Origin of the sequence: Vibrio sp. 10N.286.45.E10 (genome assembly GCF_002874195.2) — a bacterium.
Classification (GTDB): domain Bacteria; phylum Pseudomonadota; class Gammaproteobacteria; order Enterobacterales; family Vibrionaceae; genus Vibrio; species Vibrio crassostreae.
In genome coordinates this window covers 323,228-344,300 of the sequence record NZ_MCWD02000003.1, presented here as the reverse complement: position 1 = coordinate 344,300, position 21,073 = coordinate 323,228, and the positions used below count along the sequence as shown (strand labels likewise).

Sequence of the window (21,073 nt, the reverse complement as noted above, 5' to 3'; positions counted from 1 at the left end):
CTATGTCAGATAATTACGATTCATCGAGTATTAAAGTACTGAAGGGTCTGGATGCGGTACGTAAGCGTCCTGGAATGTACATTGGCGACACGGATGATGGTACCGGTCTGCACCACATGGTTTTTGAGGTGGTAGATAACTCTATTGATGAAGCGCTAGCTGGTCACTGTAATGACATCATTGTAACTATCCATGAAGATAGTTCTGTGTCTGTAAGCGATGACGGCCGTGGTATTCCAACAGAATTGCATCCAGAAGAAAACGTATCAGCAGCAGAAGTAATCATGACGGTTCTTCACGCTGGTGGTAAGTTCGATGATAACTCGTACAAGGTATCTGGTGGTCTGCACGGTGTTGGTGTTTCAGTAGTTAACGCACTTTCTAAGCAAGTTACTCTTACTATCCACCGTGGTGGCAAAATCCACACTCAAACCTACAGCCACGGTGAGCCTCAAGCGCCACTAGCGGTTATCGGTGACACGGATAAAACAGGTACAGAGATTCGTTTCTGGCCGAGTGAAGAAACCTTCACTAACATCGAGTTCCATTACGACATTTTAGCTAAGCGTCTACGTGAGCTATCATTCTTGAACTCAGGTGTATCAATTAAGCTAATTGATGAGCGCGAAGAAGACAAAATGGATCACTTCGAATACGAAGGCGGTATCCAAGCGTTTGTTGAACACCTTAATACCAACAAAACGCCAATCATCCAAAAAATCTTCCACTTCAACTCTGAGCGTGAAGACGGTATTACCGTTGAAGTTGCGATGCAGTGGAATGACGGCTACCAAGAAAATATCTACTGTTTCACTAACAACATCCCTCAACGCGATGGTGGTGCTCACTTAGCTGGTTTCCGTGCGGCGCTAACGCGTACTCTGAACAGCTTCATGGACAAGGAAGGTTTCTCTAAGAAAGCGAAGACTGCGACCTCTGGTGATGATGCTCGTGAAGGTTTGACAGCGATTGTTTCTGTTAAAGTGCCTGATCCTAAGTTCTCAAGCCAAACTAAAGATAAGCTGGTTTCTTCAGAAGTGAAGTCTGCCGTTGAATCTACAATGGGTGAGAAGTTGTCTGAGTTCCTGATTGAGAACCCAGGTGAAGCGAAAACAGTTTGTTCTAAAATTATTGATGCAGCACGTGCTCGTGATGCAGCGCGTAAAGCTCGTGAAATGACTCGTCGTAAAGGCGCATTAGATTTAGCGGGTCTTCCAGGTAAGCTTGCTGACTGTCAGGAAAAAGATCCTGCACTGTCTGAACTATATATTGTGGAAGGAGACTCTGCTGGCGGTTCAGCTAAGCAGGGTCGTAACCGTAAGAACCAAGCAATCCTACCGCTGAAAGGTAAAATCCTTAACGTAGAGAAAGCACGTTTCGATAAAATGCTGTCTTCTCAAGAAGTAGCAACGCTAATCACAGCTCTTGGTTGTGGTATTGGCCGTGACGAATACAACCCAGATAAACTGCGTTACCACAACATCATCATCATGACCGATGCCGATGTCGATGGTTCTCACATCCGTACTCTGCTACTGACGTTCTTCTACCGTCAAATGCCAGAGCTGATTGAACGTGGCTACATCTACATTGCTCAACCGCCACTTTACAAGGTGAAGAAGGGTAAGCAAGAGCAGTATATTAAAGATGAAGATGCAATGAACCAGTATCAAGTATCTTTGGCTCTAGACAATGCAGAACTGCACGTTAACCCTGAAGCGCCAGCATTTGCAGGTGAAGGTTTAGAGAAGCTTGTTCAGCAATACAATGCAGGCATCAAGCTTGTTGATCGTATGAGCCGCCGTTACCCACGTGCATTGGTTCACGAACTGATTTACGTTCCTCGTCTAACGGCTGAGCAGTGTCATGATGATGCGGCAGTTGAAGCTTGGGGTAAGCAGCTTGTTGAGCAGCTAAACGCGAAAGAAGTAGGTGCGAGCCAATACAGCCTTGAAGTTGAAAAACACGAAGAGCTAGGCTTAAGCGTTCCTAAGATTGTGGTTCGTACTCATGGTGTGACTCATGAACACCTACTGAGCATCGATCTTATTAACTCTAAAGAGTTTGGTAAGCTAGCGGATCTTTCTGAAGCACTTGATGGCTTGATTGAAGAAGGCGCTTACATTAAGCGTGGTGAGCGTACTCAAGAAGTTTCTAGCTTCGTTGATGCTCTGAACTGGTTAGTGAAAGAGTCTCGTCGTGGTCTAAGCCTACAGCGATACAAAGGTCTAGGTGAGATGAACCCGGATCAGCTTTGGGAAACGACAATGGATCCTGAAACTCGTCGTATGATGCAAGTAACGATTGAAGATGCTGTTGGTGCTGATCTGTTGTTTACAACGTTGATGGGCGACCAAGTAGAACCGCGTCGTAACTTCATCGAAGAGAATGCGCTTAAAGTTGCCAATTTGGATGTGTAGTCCAAATCTAAATGATTAAAATTATGAAAAGCACTGCCTATTGGCGGTGCTTTTTTGTGTCTGTAAGGTATTGAAAAGTATTAAATTGGAAAAATTATTGAAAATAATCCCTTGAAACTATTTTGTTCAATCCATATATCTATTTATGAAGAGGATGACTGTCTTGCTCAAAAGAGAAGAAACAGAACCTTCATTACCGCTGACGAAGTATCGCTCAACAGAGGATAACTTTAGCAGCACACAACTTAAAAATTGATTCATTGTCATGTCCCAGCGTTGTTGCCAATAGAGGTGAAACCCGAGGAATGCGAATTGAATCTCTTAGCTGTTTACTGGGTCACACAGAGGTTCGATCTCAGTAAAATTCGCAGCTAAGACTATTGCTTACTAAAAGGATAGCATTATGAGAACTGTAGATTTCACTCCACTTTACCGCAACGCAATCGGCTTCGATCGTCTATTCAACATGATGGAAGCGAACACATCGAAGAACTCTTCTGGCGGTTACCCTCCATACAACATCGAGCAAAAAGACGAGAACAACTACCGTATTACTATGGCCGTTGCTGGTTTTGCTGATGATCAATTAGATCTGACTCAGAAAGAGAACATGCTAATTGTGAAAGGTGAGCGTAAAGCAGAAGCAGAGAAAACCTTCGTATATCAAGGTATTGCAGAGCGCGATTTTGAGCGTAAATTCCAACTGGCTGACTACGTAAAAGTGGTAGGTGCAAGCATGGAAAATGGTCTTCTTCACATCGACCTAGAACGCGAAATCCCAGAAGCGATGCAACCACGTAAGATTGCTATTAATGGTAATAGCCTACTAGAAGGTTAATTACTGTTAGCTCCTTAGAGCTAAAAAATATCGGGAAGTAAAAGTGAAAGAGCACCTCATGAGGTGCTCTTTTTGTATTTGGCCTACAGTAAGCTAAAAGCTCTTATTACTGCTCTGAGTAAGCCTTTTTCACTTCTTCAGCAATGATCGCAATACCTTTCTGCATCGCTTCATCATCTTGTACGTAGTTCATGCGTAAGCACTGGTGAGCATGATCCCACTCATCTTCTTGGCCGATAAAGAAGTATTCGCCCGGAACAATCAATACGCCGCGAGCTTTAAGGCGGTCGTACAGTTCCATTGTGGTGATTGGTAGCTCATCAAACCATAACCATAAGAAGATAGCGCCTTCAGGTTTATGGATACGGAAGCGTGGGTCATCGATAGCGTCTTGTAGTAGTTTTACTGCACGTAAAGATTTCTCTTTATAGAAAGGCTTAATCACTTCACTGCTCAAGCGCAGCAGGTCACCGTTCTCAATCATGTGGTTGGCGATAGCGGGCCCAACACTGCTTGGTGCTAAGCTGATGATGCCATTCATGTTGGTTAGTGCTTGGGTTACTTCTTCACTCGCAATCACGATACCGCAACGCACACCCGGCAAACCAAGCTTAGATAAACTCATGCACAGAATCGTATTTTCATTCCAGAACGGTTCGACATCTTCAAAGATGATGTTTGGAAACGGCAGGCCGTAAGCATTGTCGATCAGTAGCGGGATATTGTTTTCACGCGCGAGCTTATCCAGTTTACGTACTTCATCGTCGGTCAGTACGTTGCCTGTTGGATTGGTTGGACGAGATGCACAGATAGCCGCGACTGAGTCATCAACCTTTAGTTGTTCAAAATCGACGTGGTATTTGAACTGCCGGTTTTCTAGCAGCTCGATCTCTGGGTGGTAAGAGATAAATATATCGTCATCAATACCCGCGTCGCCGTAGCCGATGTATTCCGGTGCGATCGGCAGTAGGATTTTCTTATGTGAGCCGTCAGGCTGTTGACCTGCTAAAAGGTTGAATAGGTAAAAGAAGCCACTTTGACTGCCGTTAGTCAGGCTGATGTTCTTTTCGCTGATGTCCCAACCATAGGTCTCTTTCAGCATTGCCGCTAACGACTTGATGAAGCTGTCTTTGCCCTGCGGACCATCGTAGTTGGCGAGGGCGGCGATGAGTTCTCCATTGGCGAGCATGTCGGCACTGGCTTGGTTAAAGTAATCGAGCATGGCTGGGATAGCGGCTGGGTTACCACCACCGAGCATTATTGCGCCTGGAGTGCGCAGGCCATCATTCAAATCATCCATTAAACGAGTGATTCCAGAGTATCGATTAAACTTTTCACCAAACTTAGAGAACTGCATTACTTATTTTACCTAATTCATTGTGATTGCTTGTTATGTGTCAGTAAGGCAGACCTTATGCCTGCCATCAGTGTATTCCTTGAACATACCGCAATGTTTTTGCGACGCATAGCGCCAAATGCTCTAACACGAAAAAAACTTCTATAAAGTTTGGCTAATGAGTGACAGCTTGCTTATTGAACGCGCTTTTAGTGATCAAAAAAGGGAAGCCGAAGTTTCCCTTTGATTAAATTCGTTTGAGAACCGTGCGTGTTTACTTCGAACCTGTATACACAACCAACACCTTGTCATCTTGGTATTGGCGTTCGAAGGCGTAATAACCCTTGCTGTTACGGATGATGTGCTTACCTTGCGCGACAGCTGGGTGGCGTTGGCGGAATTGGCCAAGCGCTTGCCAATGTTCTAGCAACTCTGCACGTTCGCCGGAGATTTGATCCCAAGGCATGTCTGAACGGGTGCCTTGCATTGGATCGGAACCTGTTGGGCCAAAGTCACGGGCTATCTCATCACCGTAATAGATCTGTACCGCGCCCGGAGCAAGCATCAGTGCATTCGCGGCTTTGGTCTGCTTGGCAAAGTCGCTGCCGTGCTGTGTCCAGAATAGTGAGGTGTCGTGAGACGAGAGATAACTCAACACATTGAACTCGCTGTCACTGTTGATCTTGTCTGCGTAGCGAAGGTAATCAGCATCAAGATCGGATAGACACTTCAGCGCCTTAGGGGCGATGTCGCTCTGGAATTCAAAGTTGATGATCGAATCAAAGCCGTTAGCAAAGTAATCTGATTTGACTACACTGTGTGCCCACACTTCGCCAGTCATCCAGAAAGGTAAATCATCTAAGGCTTTGTCTGGGTTGTTCTGTTTCCACTCAGCTAGTGCTTGGTTAGTGCTCTCTTTAAGCTCTGCCCAGGCGTCCAGTTCAACGTGCTTGGCAGTATCGACCCTAAATCCATCAACACCATATTCGCGCACCCAGTCAGACAACCAAGTGATCAGATGTTCACGAGGTGTTTTGAGTTCATCAGTCGCGCTGGTGGGTTTATTGCGATAGAAGTTAGGCAGCCCGGTTGTCTCTGTCGATTCTGTTTTGAAATCGGGCAGGTGCGCCAAAGACATGGTGAGGTTGTTGTAACCTGGAGAGTCATAAGCGCCAATATCGCTGCGCAGCCAAGCTTTGCCCCACCACTTTTCCCACGCTTCTTTGTCGCTGTAAGATATGTAGTTGTTGAAGTAGTGCCAGTTCTGGCCAGCTTCTGGTTGCCAGTCCGTCCAGTTTTCGCCAAGCGTTTGTTTGGCTTCTTCATCAGTTAGGTTGAGTTTGCCAAAGTCGAACTCTTGCATGTCGGCAAGCGTCGCGTATCCCGTGTGGTTCATTACCACGTCCCAAACAACACGAATGCCTTTGCTGTGCGCGGTATCGATGAAGGTTTTCAGCTCGTCTTCGGTACCCATGTTGTCATCAAGCTTGGTCCAATCTTGGTGGTAGTAACCATGGTAGCCATAGTGTTTGAAATCACCGCGATCACCGCCGCCAACCCAGCCGTGAATTTGCTCTAACGGAGACGTTATCCAGATAGCATTAGCACCGAGTGATTCTATGTAATCGAGTTTTTCGGTTAAGCCTGCCAAGTCACCACCGTGGAAGGTGCCGATTTCGTCTTGTCCGTCTTGGCTGCGACCATAGCTGTTGTCGTTATCAGGGTTGCCGTTGTGGAAACGGTCGGTCATGACGAAGTAGACCGTAGCGTTGTCCCAACTAAAGTCAGCCTTGGTTTCTGGTTCTACTCTCTCCAGCAGCAGAACACCTTGGCTGTTTTCTGCAGGTTGCATGGTGACGCTGCCATTAGTCACTGTGACTTGTTTGCCTGAAAGAGCGTCTCTTACCACGGTGCCATCATCAAAGGTTTGAGTAACATCTATGGTGGTTGGTTGGTCACTGGGTACTGGACAGGCAAAGCTTTGTACTTGCTTCTGCTTTGGCTTTACCTGAACCGTGAGTTCATTGGTCTGTGGGTTGAGCGTAAATTGATAGGTGTTAGCGCGAAAGACTTTAATAGCGATTTCAGATTTATCGGTGCAGTCGTCTAGGCGAAGGGGTTTATTGAACTTGATACGACTCTCTTCGGCCAGCGCATAGTTAGTGCCACAGGTATTTTGAGTATCGCTGATAGAGAAGGTATAGCTACCTTTAGCGAGTTCCTGTTCAGCGATAACAGTGCCTTTTCCTGTCGATTCAAATACGACAGTGTTGTTATCGATCGTCAGCAATAAGCTGTCATCACTGGTTTGGCTGCATGCGCTGAGTGCGAGTATTGAAAGCGCGAGTACTGTTTTTTTCATTGTTCCCTTCCCCTGAATAAACAGGTCAGTTATAGCAAACAATGCCCTCTACAGTCTGAGCGCTGATTCATTCAGATAATCAATAACACCTCTACAAACAAATGCTTGGTTCACAAAAACAAAAAGGGAAGCTTTCGCTTCCCTTTGGGTATTTACCTTTGGTTGCTCAGAGTATGACTGAGAGCAACTGTCTCACTCGTGCTTATTTTTGCAGTAGAGAGATGTCAGCAATCTGTAGGAACAGGTTACGTAGGTTGTTCAGTAGCGTTAGACGGTTCTTCTTAAGCGCTTCGTCATCAGCCATAACCATTACGTTATCGAAGAATGCATCAACCGGTTCACGTAGATCAGCAAGCTTACTTAGGGCTTCTTGGTAGTTGCCTGTCGCGAATGCTGGTTCTAGTGCTTCCGTCATTACTTCAACGTTTTCAGCCAGTGCTTTCTCTGCGTCTTCTTGAAGAAGCGTTAGGTCGATTTCAGCTGGTAGCTCGCCATCGAATTTCGCAAGGATGTTACCTACACGCTTGTTCGCTGCTGCTAGTGCTTCTGCTGCTTCCAGTTCACGGAAGTGAGAAACCGCTTTAACACGTTGGTCAAAGTCAGCTGGCTTAGTTGGACGACGTGCTAGTACCGCTTGGATGATATCAACGCTGAAACCAGCATCTTGGTACCATGCGCGGAAACGACCTAGCATGAAGTCGATAACGTCAGCTTCTACGTTTTCGTTAGTAAGCTTGTCGCCTAGTAATTCTTTCGCTTTACCGATCAGATCCGTTAGGTCTAGGTTGTAGCCGTTTTCAACGATGATACGTAGCACACCTAGTGATGCACGACGTAGAGCGAATGGGTCAGAACCTTTTGGTGCTTGGCCAATACCGAAGATACCTACGATAGTGTCTAGCTTGTCTGCCATTGCAACTGCTGAAGAGATACCCGTGCTTGGTAGGTCGTCACCAGCGAAACGAGGCATGTACTGCTCGTAAAGTGCTAGTGCAACTTGCTCGTCTTCACCATCGTGAGTCGCGTAGTGCATACCCATTACACCTTGTGTATCCGTGAATTCGAATACCATAGATGTCATTAGGTCACACTTAGCCAGTAGGCCTGCGCGCTTAGATTTCTCAACGTCAGCATCGATTTGCTCAGCGATGTAGCCAGCAAGTTCTGTGATGCGGTCTGTTTTGTCTTTGATAGTACCAAGCTGCTTCTGGAAGATAGCTTGGTCTAACTCAGCAAGACGGTCGATAAGCGGACGCTTACGGTCTGTGTTGAAGAAGAATTCAGCATCAGCAAGACGTGGACGTACAACTTTTTCGTTACCTTCGATAACGTGGCGAGGCTCTTTAGACTCGATGTTTGATACGAAGATAAAGTTAGGAAGTAGCTTCTTGTTTTCGTCGTAAACAGGGAAGTACTTTTGGTCACCCTTCATGGTGTAAACCAAAGCTTCAGAAGGTACTTTTAGGAACTCTTCTTCAAACTTCGCTGTAAGTACTACTGGCCATTCAACCAGAGACGTTACTTCTTCAACAAGGTCATCTTCTAGGTCAGCTGTACCGCCAACCGCAGCTGCCGCTTTTTGCGAATCAGCAAGGATGATCGCTTTACGCGCTTCGTAATCTGCCATTACTTTACCGCGCTCTTCTAGGATCGCAGGGTATTGGTCAGCAGAGTCAATTGTGAATTCTTGTTCGCCCATGAAACGGTGGCCACGGATAGTACGAGCAGATGCTACGCCTAGGATTTCGCCTTCAACAAGCTCATCACCTAGTAGTACTGTCAATGTTTTTACTGGACGGATAAATTGAATGTCTGAGTTACCCCAGCGCATTGCTTTAGGGATTGGTAGGCCAGCCAGTGCTTTCGCAGCAATGTCCATCACCAATTCTTGAACAGGTTTGCCAGCCACTTCTTGTTTGAAAAGAAGCCACTCGCCTTTGTCTGTTTTCAGGCGGTCAGCTTGCTCAACAGTAATACCGTTACCACGAGCCCAGCCTTGTGCCGCTTTGGTCGCGTTGCCTTCAGCATCGAATGCCACAGAAACAGCAGGACCACGTTTCTCAACCACTTTGTCCGCTTGGCCTTCAGCCAGTGCAGTTACTTTAAGTGCTAGACGACGAGGCGCTGCGTACCACTTGATGCCTTCGTGAGAAAGCTCAGCCGTTTTAAGACCTGCTTCAAAGTTAGAAGCAAAGGCTTCTGCTAGAGAACGAAGTGCTGTTGGTGGAAGCTCTTCCGTACCCAGTTCAATTAGAAAATTCTTCGCCATGATTATTTGTCCTTCTTACACATTGGGAAGCCAAGCGCTTCACGTGACGCGTAGTACGCCTCAGCAACTGATTTAGTCAGGTTGCGGATACGAAGGATGTAACGTTGACGCTCTGTTACAGAGATAGCTTTGCGCGCATCAAGGATGTTGAATGCGTGACCTGCTTTTAGAATGCGCTCGTAAGCTGGAAGCGGAAGTGGCTTCTCAAGCTCAAGTAGCTCTTTACACTCTTTCTCGCACTGATCGAAGAAAGTGAATAAGAAATCTACGTCTGCGTGCTCGAAGTTGTATGTTGATTGCTCAACTTCGTTTTGGTGGAAGATGTCACCGTAAGTCACGTTAGAACCGTCTGGTGCTACGTTCCATACTAGGTCGTAAACAGAATCTACTTCCTGGATGTACATTGCTAGACGCTCGATACCGTAAGTGATCTCACCTGTTACAGGCTTACACTCAAGGCCGCCAACCTGTTGGAAGTAAGTAAACTGTGTTACTTCCATGCCGTTTAGCCATACTTCCCAACCAAGGCCCCATGCGCCTAGTGTTGGGTTTTCCCAGTTATCTTCAACGAAGCGAATGTCGTGAACAAGTGGGTCAACACCAAGAACCTCTAGGGAGCCTAGGTACAACTCTTGGATATTGTCTGGCGATGGTTTTAGCGCTACTTGGAATTGGTAGTAGTGCTGCAGACGGTTAGGGTTTTCACCGTAACGGCCATCGGTCGGACGACGAGAAGGTTGAACGTAAGCTGTAGACATTGGCTCTGGGCCAAGTGCTCGTAGACATGTCATTGGGTGAGAGGTGCCTGCACCTACCTCCATATCTAGAGGTTGAACAATGGTACAACCGTTTTGAGCCCAGTAATCCTGCAGCGCGAGGATCATTCCCTGGAAGGTTTTGATATCGTATTTTTGCATAGTCAGGTTCGCGCGATTCTTTTAAATGAATGAGAAAAATAACCTCTGAGTATACCGAGATATTCGTAAAGCGAGTAGGGGTAATCTTGTTTAATTAGTGGTCTAAAATGTCGTTTAGTGGATTTTTTTGCCTTTAATGTTTGTTTTTCGGCACAAGTGGATATTTTGATAAGTTTGACACTTGTGTTTGAAAGCGTGGGTGATTAAAATCTCGCGGTCTTTGGGGAGTAGCTTACTTATTCATATCCTATTGAATGAGTTCGTCCGTCAACATAATTGATGCAAAATCATCATGGCGTTCGAGGCAACCACCACCTTGGTGGCGCTTAGCAAGACCTTAGACAAGCATCGTGAACCGGGATGGGGCGCGAGGTTTGTCTATGGTTAAATATAATAATCTCCATCCCAAATGAGCATGTCGTGAGCGTTTTAGCAATTTCAATTACAACTGTCGCCTTAGCCGAGATCGGTGATAAGACTCAGTTGCTATCTCTTTTATTAGCCAGTCGATATCGCAAGCCGATACCTATCATCGCGGCTATCTTCTTTGCCACCATTGCCAATCATGCCCTTGCAGCATGGCTCGGGGTTGTGGTCGCAGATTACTTATCTCCTGAAGTCTTAAAGTGGGTGCTGGTGGTCAGTTTCATTGCGATGGCGGGGTGGATTCTGATTCCGGATAAGTTAGATGACGATGAACAGATCTCAAACCGAGGCCCGTTTGTCGCCAGTTTTATCGCTTTCTTTATTGCAGAGATCGGTGATAAAACCCAGATTGCGACCTCTATCCTAGGGGCTCAATATGCGGATGCATTAGCGTGGGTGATTTTGGGTACTACCATTGGTATGTTATTGGCGAATGTGCCTGTGGTGATCATCGGTAAATTGTCGGCAGACAAGATGCCGCTTGACCTGATTCGTAAGATCACGGCCTTGTTGTTCGTTGGTTTGGCTATTGCTGCGGCTTTCTATTAATAGGTGGTATTGAGGCTAATCATACTCAATTAGTAGAGTAATGTGTTGTAGGTCATACTCTTACAGTATTGTGGGGTTTATCGAGCGAACGGACATATAACTGTCATACTTGTCATGATATTTTAATCTTGTGAGTTAAGAACACGAGGGCATGATTATGTTGACGCGTTATATGGGTATTACTCCACAAAGCCAAAGTTATCTATTTACCTTTGGTCTTGCACTTACACTATTAGGCATGGTGTTGACGGACATGTGGCTACCAATGGTCGCGGGTGCCATCATCATGACTGCGCTTGCGGTAGAGGCTTGGATTCGGGTCGCGCATATTATTCCGATGCGCAAAGATATCCGAGAAATTCAGCATCAGCTGGAGCATCTGCAAAACAAGTCTAGAAGCGAATAAACAAAAAGCCGCTGGTACTCTGAGTTCTATTTAAGAACATAAGGTACCAGCGGCTTTTTTGATACTTGATAGTCGGTGGGGCGCTACGCCTCCAATCCCTTTCTGATCAAATACTGGTAAGGCAACGTTTCTGTTGCTTGGCCTACCAACTGGTGATCCATGAATCGGCAAAAGCTCGGAATATCTCGAGTTGTCGAAGGATCGTCAGCTTTTACCAGTAACACATCGCCATCCTGCATGTTTCTAATTGTCTTCCTGACCATCATTACTGGTTCTGGGCAACGCAGGCCTTCAGCTTCTAAAGTATGGGTTGCCAGTTCAGGTTTGAATGTCATGGTTTGTATCTCTATATCTATCTAACGAGTGAATAATACGTCTGCAGAAAAAATATGCAATAAGTGCTTGGCAAACAGAATCATTTCCTATAACTTAGTTAACAAGTTGATAACAACTCGAAACAAAGGCAACTAGCTAAGGAGTGGCGATGTTGACAGGATTAGATAGATTAACAATTTATTCGGTTCTCTGTTTTATTTCTTTTTGTGCGTTAGTACTACGTTCATCGACAGAGACCTCACTGATGCCTATTTTTGGCATAGTAGCAACGATTATTGGTATTTGGGTGGAGATGCGCCGTTGGCAAGGTATAGCCGAAGAGCGAGAGCACTAACCCGAATACAACAAGCAAATTCCGATACGACAACATTCCGACACTATCCCCAGATTTTCTTGGGCTTCCCCGCGTAATTGCGGGATTTTTTTTATCTAAAGCATGCTATAAACAACTTAGTGATCAATGACAATCGTATACAGCTAGGTAAGTGGTGTGGAATTAGAAGATATCTATCGTAGAGACCTGAATTTATTGGTCGCTTTAAAGGTATTGATTGAAGAGGGCAGTGTTAGCCAGGCCGCGATTCGTCTTAACTTAAGTCAGTCGGCAACCAGCCGAGTATTAGGGCGCTTAAGAGAGTTACTCAACGATCCCTTGTTTACGCGACAAGGTCAGCACCTTATCCCCACCAAAAAAGCACTTGAGATCAGCCAACGCATTGATCAGCCTTTAGAATCATTCCGCCAATTACTTAGCCCGAGTGATTTTGACCCCTACTACTGCAGTGAGCGCTTCCTGATTGCGACCACTGACTACGCGATGCAAACCATCTTACCTTATGCACTACCGAAGATTTATGAGCAAGCGCCGAACATCTCTTTGGAGTTTGCACCGCTGCAGCATGAACATTTGTTTAAGCAACTCAGCACCGAACGCGTTGATATGGCGATCTGTCGTCCGAGTGGCAGCATTGCACCACTTCATCAAGAGGTCTTGGGGCCGGTTGGTGTGTCGTGTCTGTTATCTAAAAACCACCCATTGGCGGACCAGCCTTTAAGCCTTGAAGACTATGTATCACTCCCGCATGCGATGATTGCGATCAGTGATGGTGTTAAGGCTTTATTAGACAACGCGTTAGCTAATCAACAGCCTCGAAAAATGGTGTTGCGTGCTTATCATCTTGAAGCCGCATTGGCGATTGTTGATAGAATGCCGTTGGTGATCACTGTACCTGCTGATTTGGCTTATTTGGTCGCTGAGCGTTATGACTTAGTCGTCAAGCCGCTGCCATTCGAGTTTATGCCGTTTGATTACTCACTGATCTGGCACTCGCGCTGCGATTCCTCTGCTTCACAACAATGGTTGAGAAGAGTGGTCAAAGAGGAATGTGGTGAGTTGATTCAAAAACGGATTGCGGATGTCGGCTTGGGTTAACTAGGACTGAGTCTGGGTTTACTCGACCCTAATGACAAAAAAGCAAAAGGGCTGATACAAATCAGCCCTTTGTTGTTTTGGGTTATCCAAGCCTAAAGCTGGCGTTTAAGGTTTGATAACTTTGTGATTGAGAATCTATAGTTTAATGACTACGCGACCAGTGATTTGACCGTTAGTGATGTCTTCTGCAGCTTGAATAGCACCGTCTAAAGACACTTCTTTGGTTGCTTGAGCGTAGAAAGATTCTGGTAGTAGCTCAGCCAGTTGCTCCCACGCTTTAATACGTTTTTCACGAGGGCACATTACTGAATCCACACCTTGTAGGCGAACGTTACGCAGAATGAATGGCATTACCGTTGTTGGTAAGTCAAAACCGCCTGCTAGACCACACATCGCAACTGCACCGTTGTAATCAATTTGCGCCAATACTTTCGCAAGCACTTTGCTGCCTACGGTATCAATAGCGCCAGCCCACAGTTGTTTCTCTAGTGGTTTCGCTGGTTCTTCTAGTTCAGCACGCTCTACAATACGTGTCGCGCCTAATGATTTAAGTAGTTCACCGTTTACAGAAGCACGGCCAGTAACTGCTGCGACTTTGTAACCCAGTTGGTTTAGTAGAGTGATAGATACACTGCCTACACCGCCACTTGCACCTGTTACTAGGATTTCACCGTCTTCAGGTTTGATACCTGCATCTACGATAGCTTGCACACAAAGCATCGCAGTGAAGCCAGCTGTGCCAATCGCCATTACTTTCTTAGTGTCAAGACCTGCAGGCATTGGTACTAACCAATCACCGTTTAGGCTTGCTTTCTCAGCCATGCCGCCCCAGTGACCTTCACCAACACCCCAACCAGTTAGAACAACTTCGTCGCCCGCTTTGTAGCGTGGGTCATCAGATTGTGAAACCACACCAGAAAGGTCGATACCAGGAACCATAGGGAAGTTGCGAACAATGCGCCCTTTACCTGTAATCGCCAAACCATCTTTGTAGTTCAAAGAAGAGTAGCTAACATCAATCTTCACGTTACCTTCTGGTAATTGAGACTCTTCAATTTGAGAAACTGACGCGATAGTTTTTTTGTCTTCTTGGTTTAGTACAAGTGCTTTAAACATGATCTGCTCCGTGGAGGAATATTAGGAAACTGAAGTAACTTTAGTTGAATCATCCGAGAAAAAATAATGAAACATCAACATTGAATCTATGCGTTTTGCGCATAGATGTAAGTAGTGATTTTCTTTCGCTAAGTTCGCTGAACGAATCTATGTATTATTGGATGTCGAGTAATAAAAAGTGCAGCTATATAAATATAGCTGCACAAAAGATTACCCTTCAAGTATTACCGTCAGTGATCGCTATGGGCGTTCAAATACCGTTGCAATACCTTGGCCTAAACCAATACACATGGTCGCTAAGCCGTATTTCACATCTTGTGCTTCCATCAGGTTGATTAGGGTCGTCGAGATACGAGAACCAGAACAGCCTAGTGGGTGACCAAGAGCAATCGCACCGCCGTTAAGGTTTACTTTCTCATCAACCACATCCAGTAGACCTAGGTCTTTCGCACATGGAAGAGATTGAGCGGCAAACGCTTCGTTTAGCTCAATTACACCCATATCTTCAATGGTTAGGCCCGCACGTTTTAGTGCTTTTTGGGTTGCTGGTACTGGGCCGTAACCCATGATTGAAGGATCGCAGCCTGCGATAGCCATCGACTTCACGCGAGCACGAATCTTAAGGCCAAGTGCGTTGGCTTTCTCTTCGCTCATGATAAGCATTGCAGAAGCACCATCAGACAGTGCTGATGAAGTACCTGCTGTTACTGTACCGTTTGCTGGGTCAAATACCGGGCGAAGCTGAGATAAGCCTTCAACCGTAGTTTCTGGGCGAATGACTTCATCGTAATCCAGAGTGAACAGTGAACCGTCTGCTGCGTGAGCTTCGGTTGGCAGGATTTCATTTTTGAAACGACCTTCAACTGTTGCTGCTTGAGCGCGAGCATGTGAGCGTGCTGCGAATGCATCTTGGTCTTCACGGCTAATACCGTGCATTTTACCTAGCATCTCAGCGGTTAGGCCCATCATACCGGCAGCTTTCGCTACGTGTTTCGACATGCCAGGGTGAAAATCAACACCGTGGTTCATTGGTACGTGGCCCATGTGCTCCACACCACCGATCAGGCAGATTTCAGCATCACCAACCATGATAGAGCGAGTTGCATCATGCAGAGCTTGCATAGATGAACCACATAAACGGTTGACCGTCACCGCACCAATCTCAATCGGTAGACCAGCAAGCAAGGCAGCGTTACGTGCAACGTTGAAGCCTTGCTCTAGCGTTTGTTGTACACAACCCCAGTAAATATCTTCAATTTCGACAGGGTTTACTTCTGGGTTGCGCTCTAAAATGCCTTTCATCAAATGTGCCGACAGATCTTCAGCACGAGTGTGACGGAAAGCTCCACCTTTGGAACGTCCCATTGGGGTACGAAGGCAATCAACAACAACTACATTTTTCATTTTGCTATTCCTTTTCCAAATGTGGGTTACAGAGAACTGGCTTGTTGGCTGTCGTAAAAGCTTTCGCCCTTCGCTGCCATATCAAGCAATAGCTGAGGAACTTGGTACATTGCACCTAAGTCTTGGTAGCCTTTCGCCATTTCAACGAAGTTACCAATGCCCACACTGTCTAAGTAGCGGAATACGCCGCCTCTGAATGGAGGGAAGCCTAAACCGTAAACCAGTGCCATATCCGCTTCTTGCGGTGTCGCGATAATGCCTTCTTCTAGACAAAGCACCACTTCGTTGATCATTGGAATCATCACGCGCTGGATAATTGTTTGGTCATCAAAGTCTTGCGGCTGTTGGCATACGTCAGCCAAGATAGGAAGAATGTCTTCAGAGAAGGTCTTCTTAGGACGACCGCGTTTGTCTACGCTGTATGTGTAGAAACCGCTGCCGTTCTTCTGACCGTATTTTTCAGCAACGTAAAGTGCGTCGATCGCATCACGACCTTCTTTACCCATACGCTCAGGGAAACCTTGTGCCATTACAGCTTGTGCGTGGTGTGCTGTGTCTAGACCCACAACGTCTAGCAAGTAAGCTGGGCCCATTGGCCAACCGAACTTACGCTCCATCACTTTATCGATCTTAGTGAAATCAGCACCGTCACGTAGCAACATGCTGAAACCGCCAAAGTAAGGGAAAAGTACACGGTTTACGAAGAAGCCTGGGCAGTCGTTAACAACTATAGGGGATTTGCCCATCTTCGCTGCGTAAGCGACTACGCGATTAATGGTTTCTTCTGAAGTATGCTCGCCACGGATGATCTCAACCAAAGGCATGCGATGCACTGGGTTAAAGAAGTGCATGCCACAGAAGTTTTCTGGGCGCTTCAAAGATTTCGCTAACAGGTTGATCGGAATCGTTGAGGTGTTTGATGTAAGAACGGTGTCTTCACCCACGAGACCTTCAACTTCACTCAGCACTGCTGCTTTTACTTTAGGATTTTCTACAACCGCTTCCACAATCACATCTGATTGTTCAACACCTGCATAATGCAGACTTGGAGTAATAGAAGACAGAATGTCTGCCATCTTGAATCCATCTAGGCGACCGCGTGATAAGCGTTTATTCAACAGCTTAGAAGCTTCGTTCATACCAAGGTCAAGAGACGCCTGTGCGATGTCTTTCATCATCACTGGCACGCCTTTTAACGCTGATTGGTAAGCAATACCGCCGCCCATGATGCCTGCGCCAAGTACCGCAGCACGTTCAGTTGCTTTGTTTGCTGACTTACCCGCTTGCTTCGCTAGGCCTTTGATGTATTGGTCATTTAGGAATAAGCCGACTAGTGCTTTAGCTTCTTCTGATTTCGCTAGCTTGACGAAGTGCTTACGTTCGATATCGAGTGCAGCATCACGATCGCTTCGTGCCGCTTCTTCAATTGCAATCACAGAAGTGATTGGCGCTGGATAATGAGGTCCGGCTTTTTGAGCGACTAAGCCCTTAGCCATGGTAAAGCTCATCATCGCTTCTAGTTTGCTAAGCGACAATGCTGATGTTTTCTGTTTACGGCGTAACTGCCAGTCTAGTTTTTCATTGGCAGCCAGAGATACGGTGTTGATTGCCGACTCTAGCAGCTGGTCTGTTTCTACAATCGCATCTAACAAGCCAACTTTTAGTGCTTCATCAGCACGGCATGCTTTGCCTTGAGTGATAATTTCCATTGCGCTGTCAGCACCGATAACACGAGGCAGGCGTACACAACCACCAAAGCCAGGCATAATGCCAAGTTTGGTTTCAGGTAGACCTATGCTGGTGGTCTTGTCACCGATACGGAAGTCGGTAGCGAGTACACATTCACAGCCGCCGCCAAGGGCATGGCCACGCATCATTGAAAGAGTTGGGACAGGAAGGTCTTCTAGCTTGCTGAAGATTGAATTAGCGAATCTTAACCATTCATCAAGTTCTGCTTCTGGCTTAGCAAATAAGCCAAGGAATTCCGTGATGTCTGCGCCTACAATGAACGCGTCTTTGTTTGAAGTTAAGATTAAACCACGTAATCCTGCGTGAGCATTAAGAGCATCTAACGCTTTGTCTAGTGATTCTAAAGTAGCAAGGTCGAGTTTGTTTACAGAGGCTGGAGCACAGAAGCTTAATTCCGCAATACCATCTTGTAATTCCTTTACCTGTAGGGTGTTAGCTTGGTAAATCATTGTCTATCTCCATGACATACAATCCACGATTGTTTGAGAGAATCTTGTTATCTTTCTATTATTGTAGAATACCTGGTAAGACCAGTTATCTTAGTCTGTACCTCTGCTAGATTAATTTCAATACATTTTTTAAACAATTGTTTAACATTGTGCGATGGCACAGATCCTCTAACCCTTATTATTCACGCGTGATACACTTCTCCGCTCTTATTTACTAAGTTAACGATATGAATGAACAGCCCTATTTAATACCGTCAGCGTCAGCTCTGTTTGAAGAAGAGATAAAAAAGAGCGTCTTTATTACGCATCTTGCTCATACTCCAAGTGTAGAAACTGCTAAACAGTTCGTAGAGCAGGTAAAAAAAGAGCATTCTTCAGCACGACATAACTGTTGGGGTTTTGTGGCTGGGCGACCTGAAGATTCAATGCGATGGGGCTTTAGTGACGATGGTGAACCCTCTGGGACTGCTGGTAAGCCCATATTGGCACAACTGTCTGGGTCTGGTGTTGGAGAGTTAACGGCTGTCGTCACTCGTTATTCTGGTGGAATCAAGCTTGGTACCGGTGGTTTAGTCAAGGCTTACGGTGGTGGAGTGCAACAAGCTCTCAAGCTGCTTCAAACTATCGAGAAAAAAATAACCACAAAATTACGGCTAGAGTTAGACTATGGCTTTGTGCCAATAGCACAATCCATCATGGCTCAGCATCAGGCTGTTGAAGTCCAAGCGGATTATGGTGTTCAAGTTGAGCTTATTATTGAAATAGAGCTCCTGCAGGTAGATTCGTTTACCCAAACCATGATCAATAAAAGCGGTGCTAAGGCACTGGTAACGAAAGTCAAAGACAACTAGGAAGTGTGAAGCATTTCGCTTCGTTCAATAGCTCATGCAATTTCGCTCAATTATTCGAATCGTCGGATTATTATTAGCACTTTTTAGTGTATCAATGCTTGCTCCTGCGCTCGTCGCACTGATCTATCGAGACGGTGCGGGTGTGCCATTTGTGACGACTTTCTTCGTTCTCTTATTCTGTGGAGCAACTTGCTGGTTTCCCAACCGACGTTATAAGCATGAATTGAAAGCGCGTGATGGCTTTTTGATTGTTGTTTTGTTCTGGACGGTAATCGGCAGTGCGGGTGCTTTACCGTTTTTGATCGCTGATAACCCGAGCGTTTCGGTAACAGACGCTTTCTTCGAATCTTTCTCTGCATTAACCACTACAGGTGCGACGGTGATCGTTGGCCTTGATGATTTACCTAAAGCGATCTTGTTTTATCGCCAGTTTCTGCAGTGGTTTGGTGGTATGGGTATCATCGTATTGGCAGTAGCCATTCTTCCTGTACTGGGCATCGGTGGCATGCAGCTGTACCGTGCTGAAATTCCAGGTCCAGTAAAAGACAGTAAGATGACTCCGCGTATTGCTGAAACGGCAAAAGCACTGTGGTACATCTATTTGAGTCTAACGATTGCTTGTGCAGTGGCGTTCTGGCTAGCAGGGATGAGTTTCTTTGATGCGATCAGCCATAGCTTCTCTACTATTGCGATTGGTGGTTTCTCGACTCACGATGCGAGTATGGGTTATTTCAATAGCCCGGCGATCAACATGATTACCGTCGTGTTCCTGCTTATATCAGCATGTAACTTCTCTCTTCACTTTGCCGCTTTTGCTTCAGGTGGTGTGCACCCTAAATACTATTGGAAAGATCCTGAGTTCCGCGCCTTTATCTTTATTCAAGCGCTACTGTTTTTAGTATGCTTCTTATTGCTGCTTAACCATCACTCTTATGACTCGTATTACGATGCCTTTGACCAAGCATTGTTCCAAACTGTATCTATATCTACGACAGCAGGCTTCACTACTACTGGTTTCTCCGAGTGGCCGCTATTTTTACCTGTTCTGCTTTTGTTCTCTTCTTTTATAGGGGGATGTGCAGGTTCAACCGGTGGCGGTATGAAAGTCATCCGAATATTACTCCTTACGCTGCAAGGTGCTCGTGAAATGAAGCGTCTTGTTCACCCGCGCGCTGTCTATACCATTAAGGTTGGCGGTTCTGCATTACCACAACGTGTCGTGGATGCGGTTTGGGGATTCTTTTCTGCATACGCATTGGTGTTTGTGGTTTGTATGTTGGCGCTTATTGCAACCGGTATGGATGAGCTGAGCGCCTTCTCTGCCGTAGCCGCAACATTGAATAACCTTGGCCCGGGCTTAGGTGAAGTGGCAATGCACTTCGGCGATGTGAATGACAAGGCTAAGTGGGTGTTGATCGTATCTATGCTGTTTGGTCGTTTAGAGATATTCACCTTATTAATTTTATTGACCCCTACGTTTTGGCGTAGCTAAGGACAACATTGTGGCAAAAGCTCTATTTTTGTATTCAAGCCGTGAAGGGCAGACCAAGAAAATCTTGAACTATATAAAAGAAGAAATGAATGAGTTCGAATGTGAGCTTCAAGATCTGCACACTATTACTAGTGTCGATTTTGCTCAATACGACAGAGTATTGATTGGCGCATCTATTCGCTATGGCCACCTTAATAAGAAGCTATATCAGTTCATTGATGCCAACCTTACTCAGTTACAATCAAACAAGGTCGCTTTCTTCTGCGTTAACTTAACGGCTCGTAAAGAAGACCAAGGTAAAGATACCCCTGAAGGTAGCGCTTATATTAAGAAGTTTCTTCTTAAGTCACCGTGGCAGCCAACTTTGATCGGTGTATTCGCGGGTGCCCTCTATTACCCACGTTATAACTGGTTCGATAGAACAATGATTCGCTTCATTATGAATATGACAGGCGGAGAAACGGATACAACCAAGGAAGTTGAGTACACAAACTGGGAAAAAGTCTCTTTATTCTCTAAGAAACTGCAAGAGATGTAAGAGAAAAGCCTACTTTTGAGGCGTTTTGAGTTCTTTTTAATCGAACGAATAAAAAAACGAGAAAAACTTCAAAAAGGGCTTGCCAGTGTGATCGAAATCTCTATAATGCGACCTCGTTGAAACGGGAAGGCTTCGTAAGAAACCAAAACGAATCAGCAGGTCAAATTAGCCAAGCTAAGCGCT

Annotated in this window: 17 protein-coding genes; 9 read left to right on the top strand and 8 right to left on the bottom strand. The window is 45.7% G+C overall.

The features are described from left to right. Positions 1 to 2 precede the first annotated feature (2 nt). Together gyrB and BCU34_RS22800 are read left to right on the top strand one after the other, a co-directional pair. The gene (gene gyrB, locus BCU34_RS22805; RefSeq protein WP_017058811.1) at positions 3 to 2,420 is read left to right on the top strand and encodes a DNA topoisomerase (ATP-hydrolyzing) subunit B; all 2,418 of its coding nucleotides are present in this window, start codon (positions 3 to 5) and stop codon (positions 2,418 to 2,420) included. A gap of 403 nt (positions 2,421 to 2,823) precedes the next feature. Continuing rightward, positions 2,824 to 3,258, top strand: a complete 435-nt coding sequence (locus BCU34_RS22800) for an Hsp20 family protein (protein ID WP_009848140.1) — start codon at positions 2,824 to 2,826, stop codon at positions 3,256 to 3,258. Positions 3,259 to 3,364: 106 nt separating this feature from the next. Here BCU34_RS22800 and BCU34_RS22795 read toward each other — a convergent pair whose 3' ends face one another. The 4 genes from BCU34_RS22795 to glyQ all read right to left on the bottom strand — a co-directional run bounded on the left by BCU34_RS22795 (position 3,365) and on the right by glyQ (position 10,142). Beyond that, the gene (locus BCU34_RS22795; RefSeq protein WP_102432942.1) at positions 3,365 to 4,615 is read right to left on the bottom strand and encodes a valine--pyruvate transaminase; all 1,251 of its coding nucleotides are present in this window, start codon (positions 4,613 to 4,615) and stop codon (positions 3,365 to 3,367) included. Positions 4,616 to 4,868: 253 nt separating this feature from the next. After that, positions 4,869 to 6,956 (bottom strand): alpha-amylase, encoded by a 2,088-nt coding sequence (locus BCU34_RS22790; protein WP_102432943.1) that lies wholly within the window; start codon positions 6,954 to 6,956, stop codon positions 4,869 to 4,871. Positions 6,957 to 7,158: 202 nt separating this feature from the next. Then, complete coding sequence (gene glyS, locus BCU34_RS22785) at positions 7,159 to 9,225, bottom strand: glycine--tRNA ligase subunit beta (protein ID WP_102432944.1); 2,067 nt, start codon at positions 9,223 to 9,225, stop codon at positions 7,159 to 7,161. Between the two features lie 2 nt (positions 9,226 to 9,227). Continuing rightward, complete coding sequence (glyQ, locus tag BCU34_RS22780; protein ID WP_017632669.1) at positions 9,228 to 10,142, bottom strand: glycine--tRNA ligase subunit alpha; 915 nt, start codon at positions 10,140 to 10,142, stop codon at positions 9,228 to 9,230. Positions 10,143 to 10,562: 420 nt separating this feature from the next. Here glyQ and BCU34_RS22775 point away from each other — a divergent pair, with 420 nt between their 5' ends. Next, the gene (locus BCU34_RS22775; RefSeq protein ID WP_017058817.1) at positions 10,563 to 11,117 is read left to right on the top strand and encodes a TMEM165/GDT1 family protein; all 555 of its coding nucleotides are present in this window, start codon (positions 10,563 to 10,565) and stop codon (positions 11,115 to 11,117) included. Between the two features lie 151 nt (positions 11,118 to 11,268). Then, a complete protein-coding gene (locus BCU34_RS22770; RefSeq protein ID WP_017058818.1) occupies positions 11,269 to 11,523 on the top strand; it encodes a hypothetical protein in 255 nt (84 codons plus the stop codon). A gap of 83 nt (positions 11,524 to 11,606) precedes the next feature. Here the strand turns inward: BCU34_RS22770 and tusA are convergent, their stop codons facing one another. Continuing rightward, positions 11,607 to 11,858: a sulfurtransferase TusA gene (gene tusA / locus BCU34_RS22765; protein WP_004736675.1), complete on the bottom strand. Its 252-nt coding sequence runs from the start codon at positions 11,856 to 11,858 to the stop codon at positions 11,607 to 11,609. Positions 11,859 to 12,007: 149 nt separating this feature from the next. Here tusA and BCU34_RS22760 point away from each other — a divergent pair, with 149 nt between their 5' ends. Continuing rightward, the gene (locus BCU34_RS22760) at positions 12,008 to 12,193 is read left to right on the top strand and encodes a hypothetical protein (RefSeq protein ID WP_048657791.1); all 186 of its coding nucleotides are present in this window, start codon (positions 12,008 to 12,010) and stop codon (positions 12,191 to 12,193) included. A 156-nt stretch (positions 12,194 to 12,349) separates the two neighbouring features. Beyond that, positions 12,350 to 13,291 (top strand): LysR family transcriptional regulator, encoded by a 942-nt coding sequence (locus BCU34_RS22755; RefSeq protein ID WP_048657790.1) that lies wholly within the window; start codon positions 12,350 to 12,352, stop codon positions 13,289 to 13,291. 135 nt (positions 13,292 to 13,426) lie between these two features. On the opposite strand, the gene BCU34_RS22750 is transcribed toward BCU34_RS22755, so the two are convergent. From BCU34_RS22750 to fadB, 3 genes are all read right to left on the bottom strand, one after another. Then, a complete protein-coding gene (locus tag BCU34_RS22750) occupies positions 13,427 to 14,407 on the bottom strand; it encodes an MDR family oxidoreductase (protein ID WP_102480823.1) in 981 nt (326 codons plus the stop codon). A gap of 240 nt (positions 14,408 to 14,647) precedes the next feature. Next, positions 14,648 to 15,811 carry an acetyl-CoA C-acyltransferase FadA gene (gene fadA / locus BCU34_RS22745; protein ID WP_017058821.1) on the bottom strand — a complete coding sequence of 388 codons (1,164 nt, stop codon included), beginning with the start codon at positions 15,809 to 15,811 and terminating at the stop codon, positions 14,648 to 14,650. A gap of 26 nt (positions 15,812 to 15,837) precedes the next feature. Then, positions 15,838 to 18,009, bottom strand: coding sequence for a fatty acid oxidation complex subunit alpha FadB (fadB, locus tag BCU34_RS22740; RefSeq protein WP_102480822.1), 2,172 nt, complete (start codon positions 18,007 to 18,009; stop codon positions 15,838 to 15,840). A 227-nt stretch (positions 18,010 to 18,236) separates the two neighbouring features. On the opposite strand from fadB, the gene BCU34_RS22735 reads away from it, so the two are divergent. The 3 genes from BCU34_RS22735 to hemG are packed head-to-tail and all read left to right on the top strand — an operon-like array spanning position 18,237 to position 20,890. After that, positions 18,237 to 18,860 carry a YigZ family protein gene (locus tag BCU34_RS22735; RefSeq protein ID WP_102480821.1) on the top strand — a complete coding sequence of 208 codons (624 nt, stop codon included), beginning with the start codon at positions 18,237 to 18,239 and terminating at the stop codon, positions 18,858 to 18,860. 34 nt (positions 18,861 to 18,894) lie between these two features. Beyond that, a complete protein-coding gene (locus BCU34_RS22730; protein WP_048657784.1) occupies positions 18,895 to 20,352 on the top strand; it encodes a TrkH family potassium uptake protein in 1,458 nt (485 codons plus the stop codon). Positions 20,353 to 20,362: 10 nt separating this feature from the next. Beyond that, positions 20,363 to 20,890, top strand: coding sequence for a menaquinone-dependent protoporphyrinogen IX dehydrogenase (gene hemG, locus BCU34_RS22725; RefSeq protein ID WP_048657781.1), 528 nt, complete (start codon positions 20,363 to 20,365; stop codon positions 20,888 to 20,890). Positions 20,891 to 21,073: the final 183 nt, after the last annotated feature.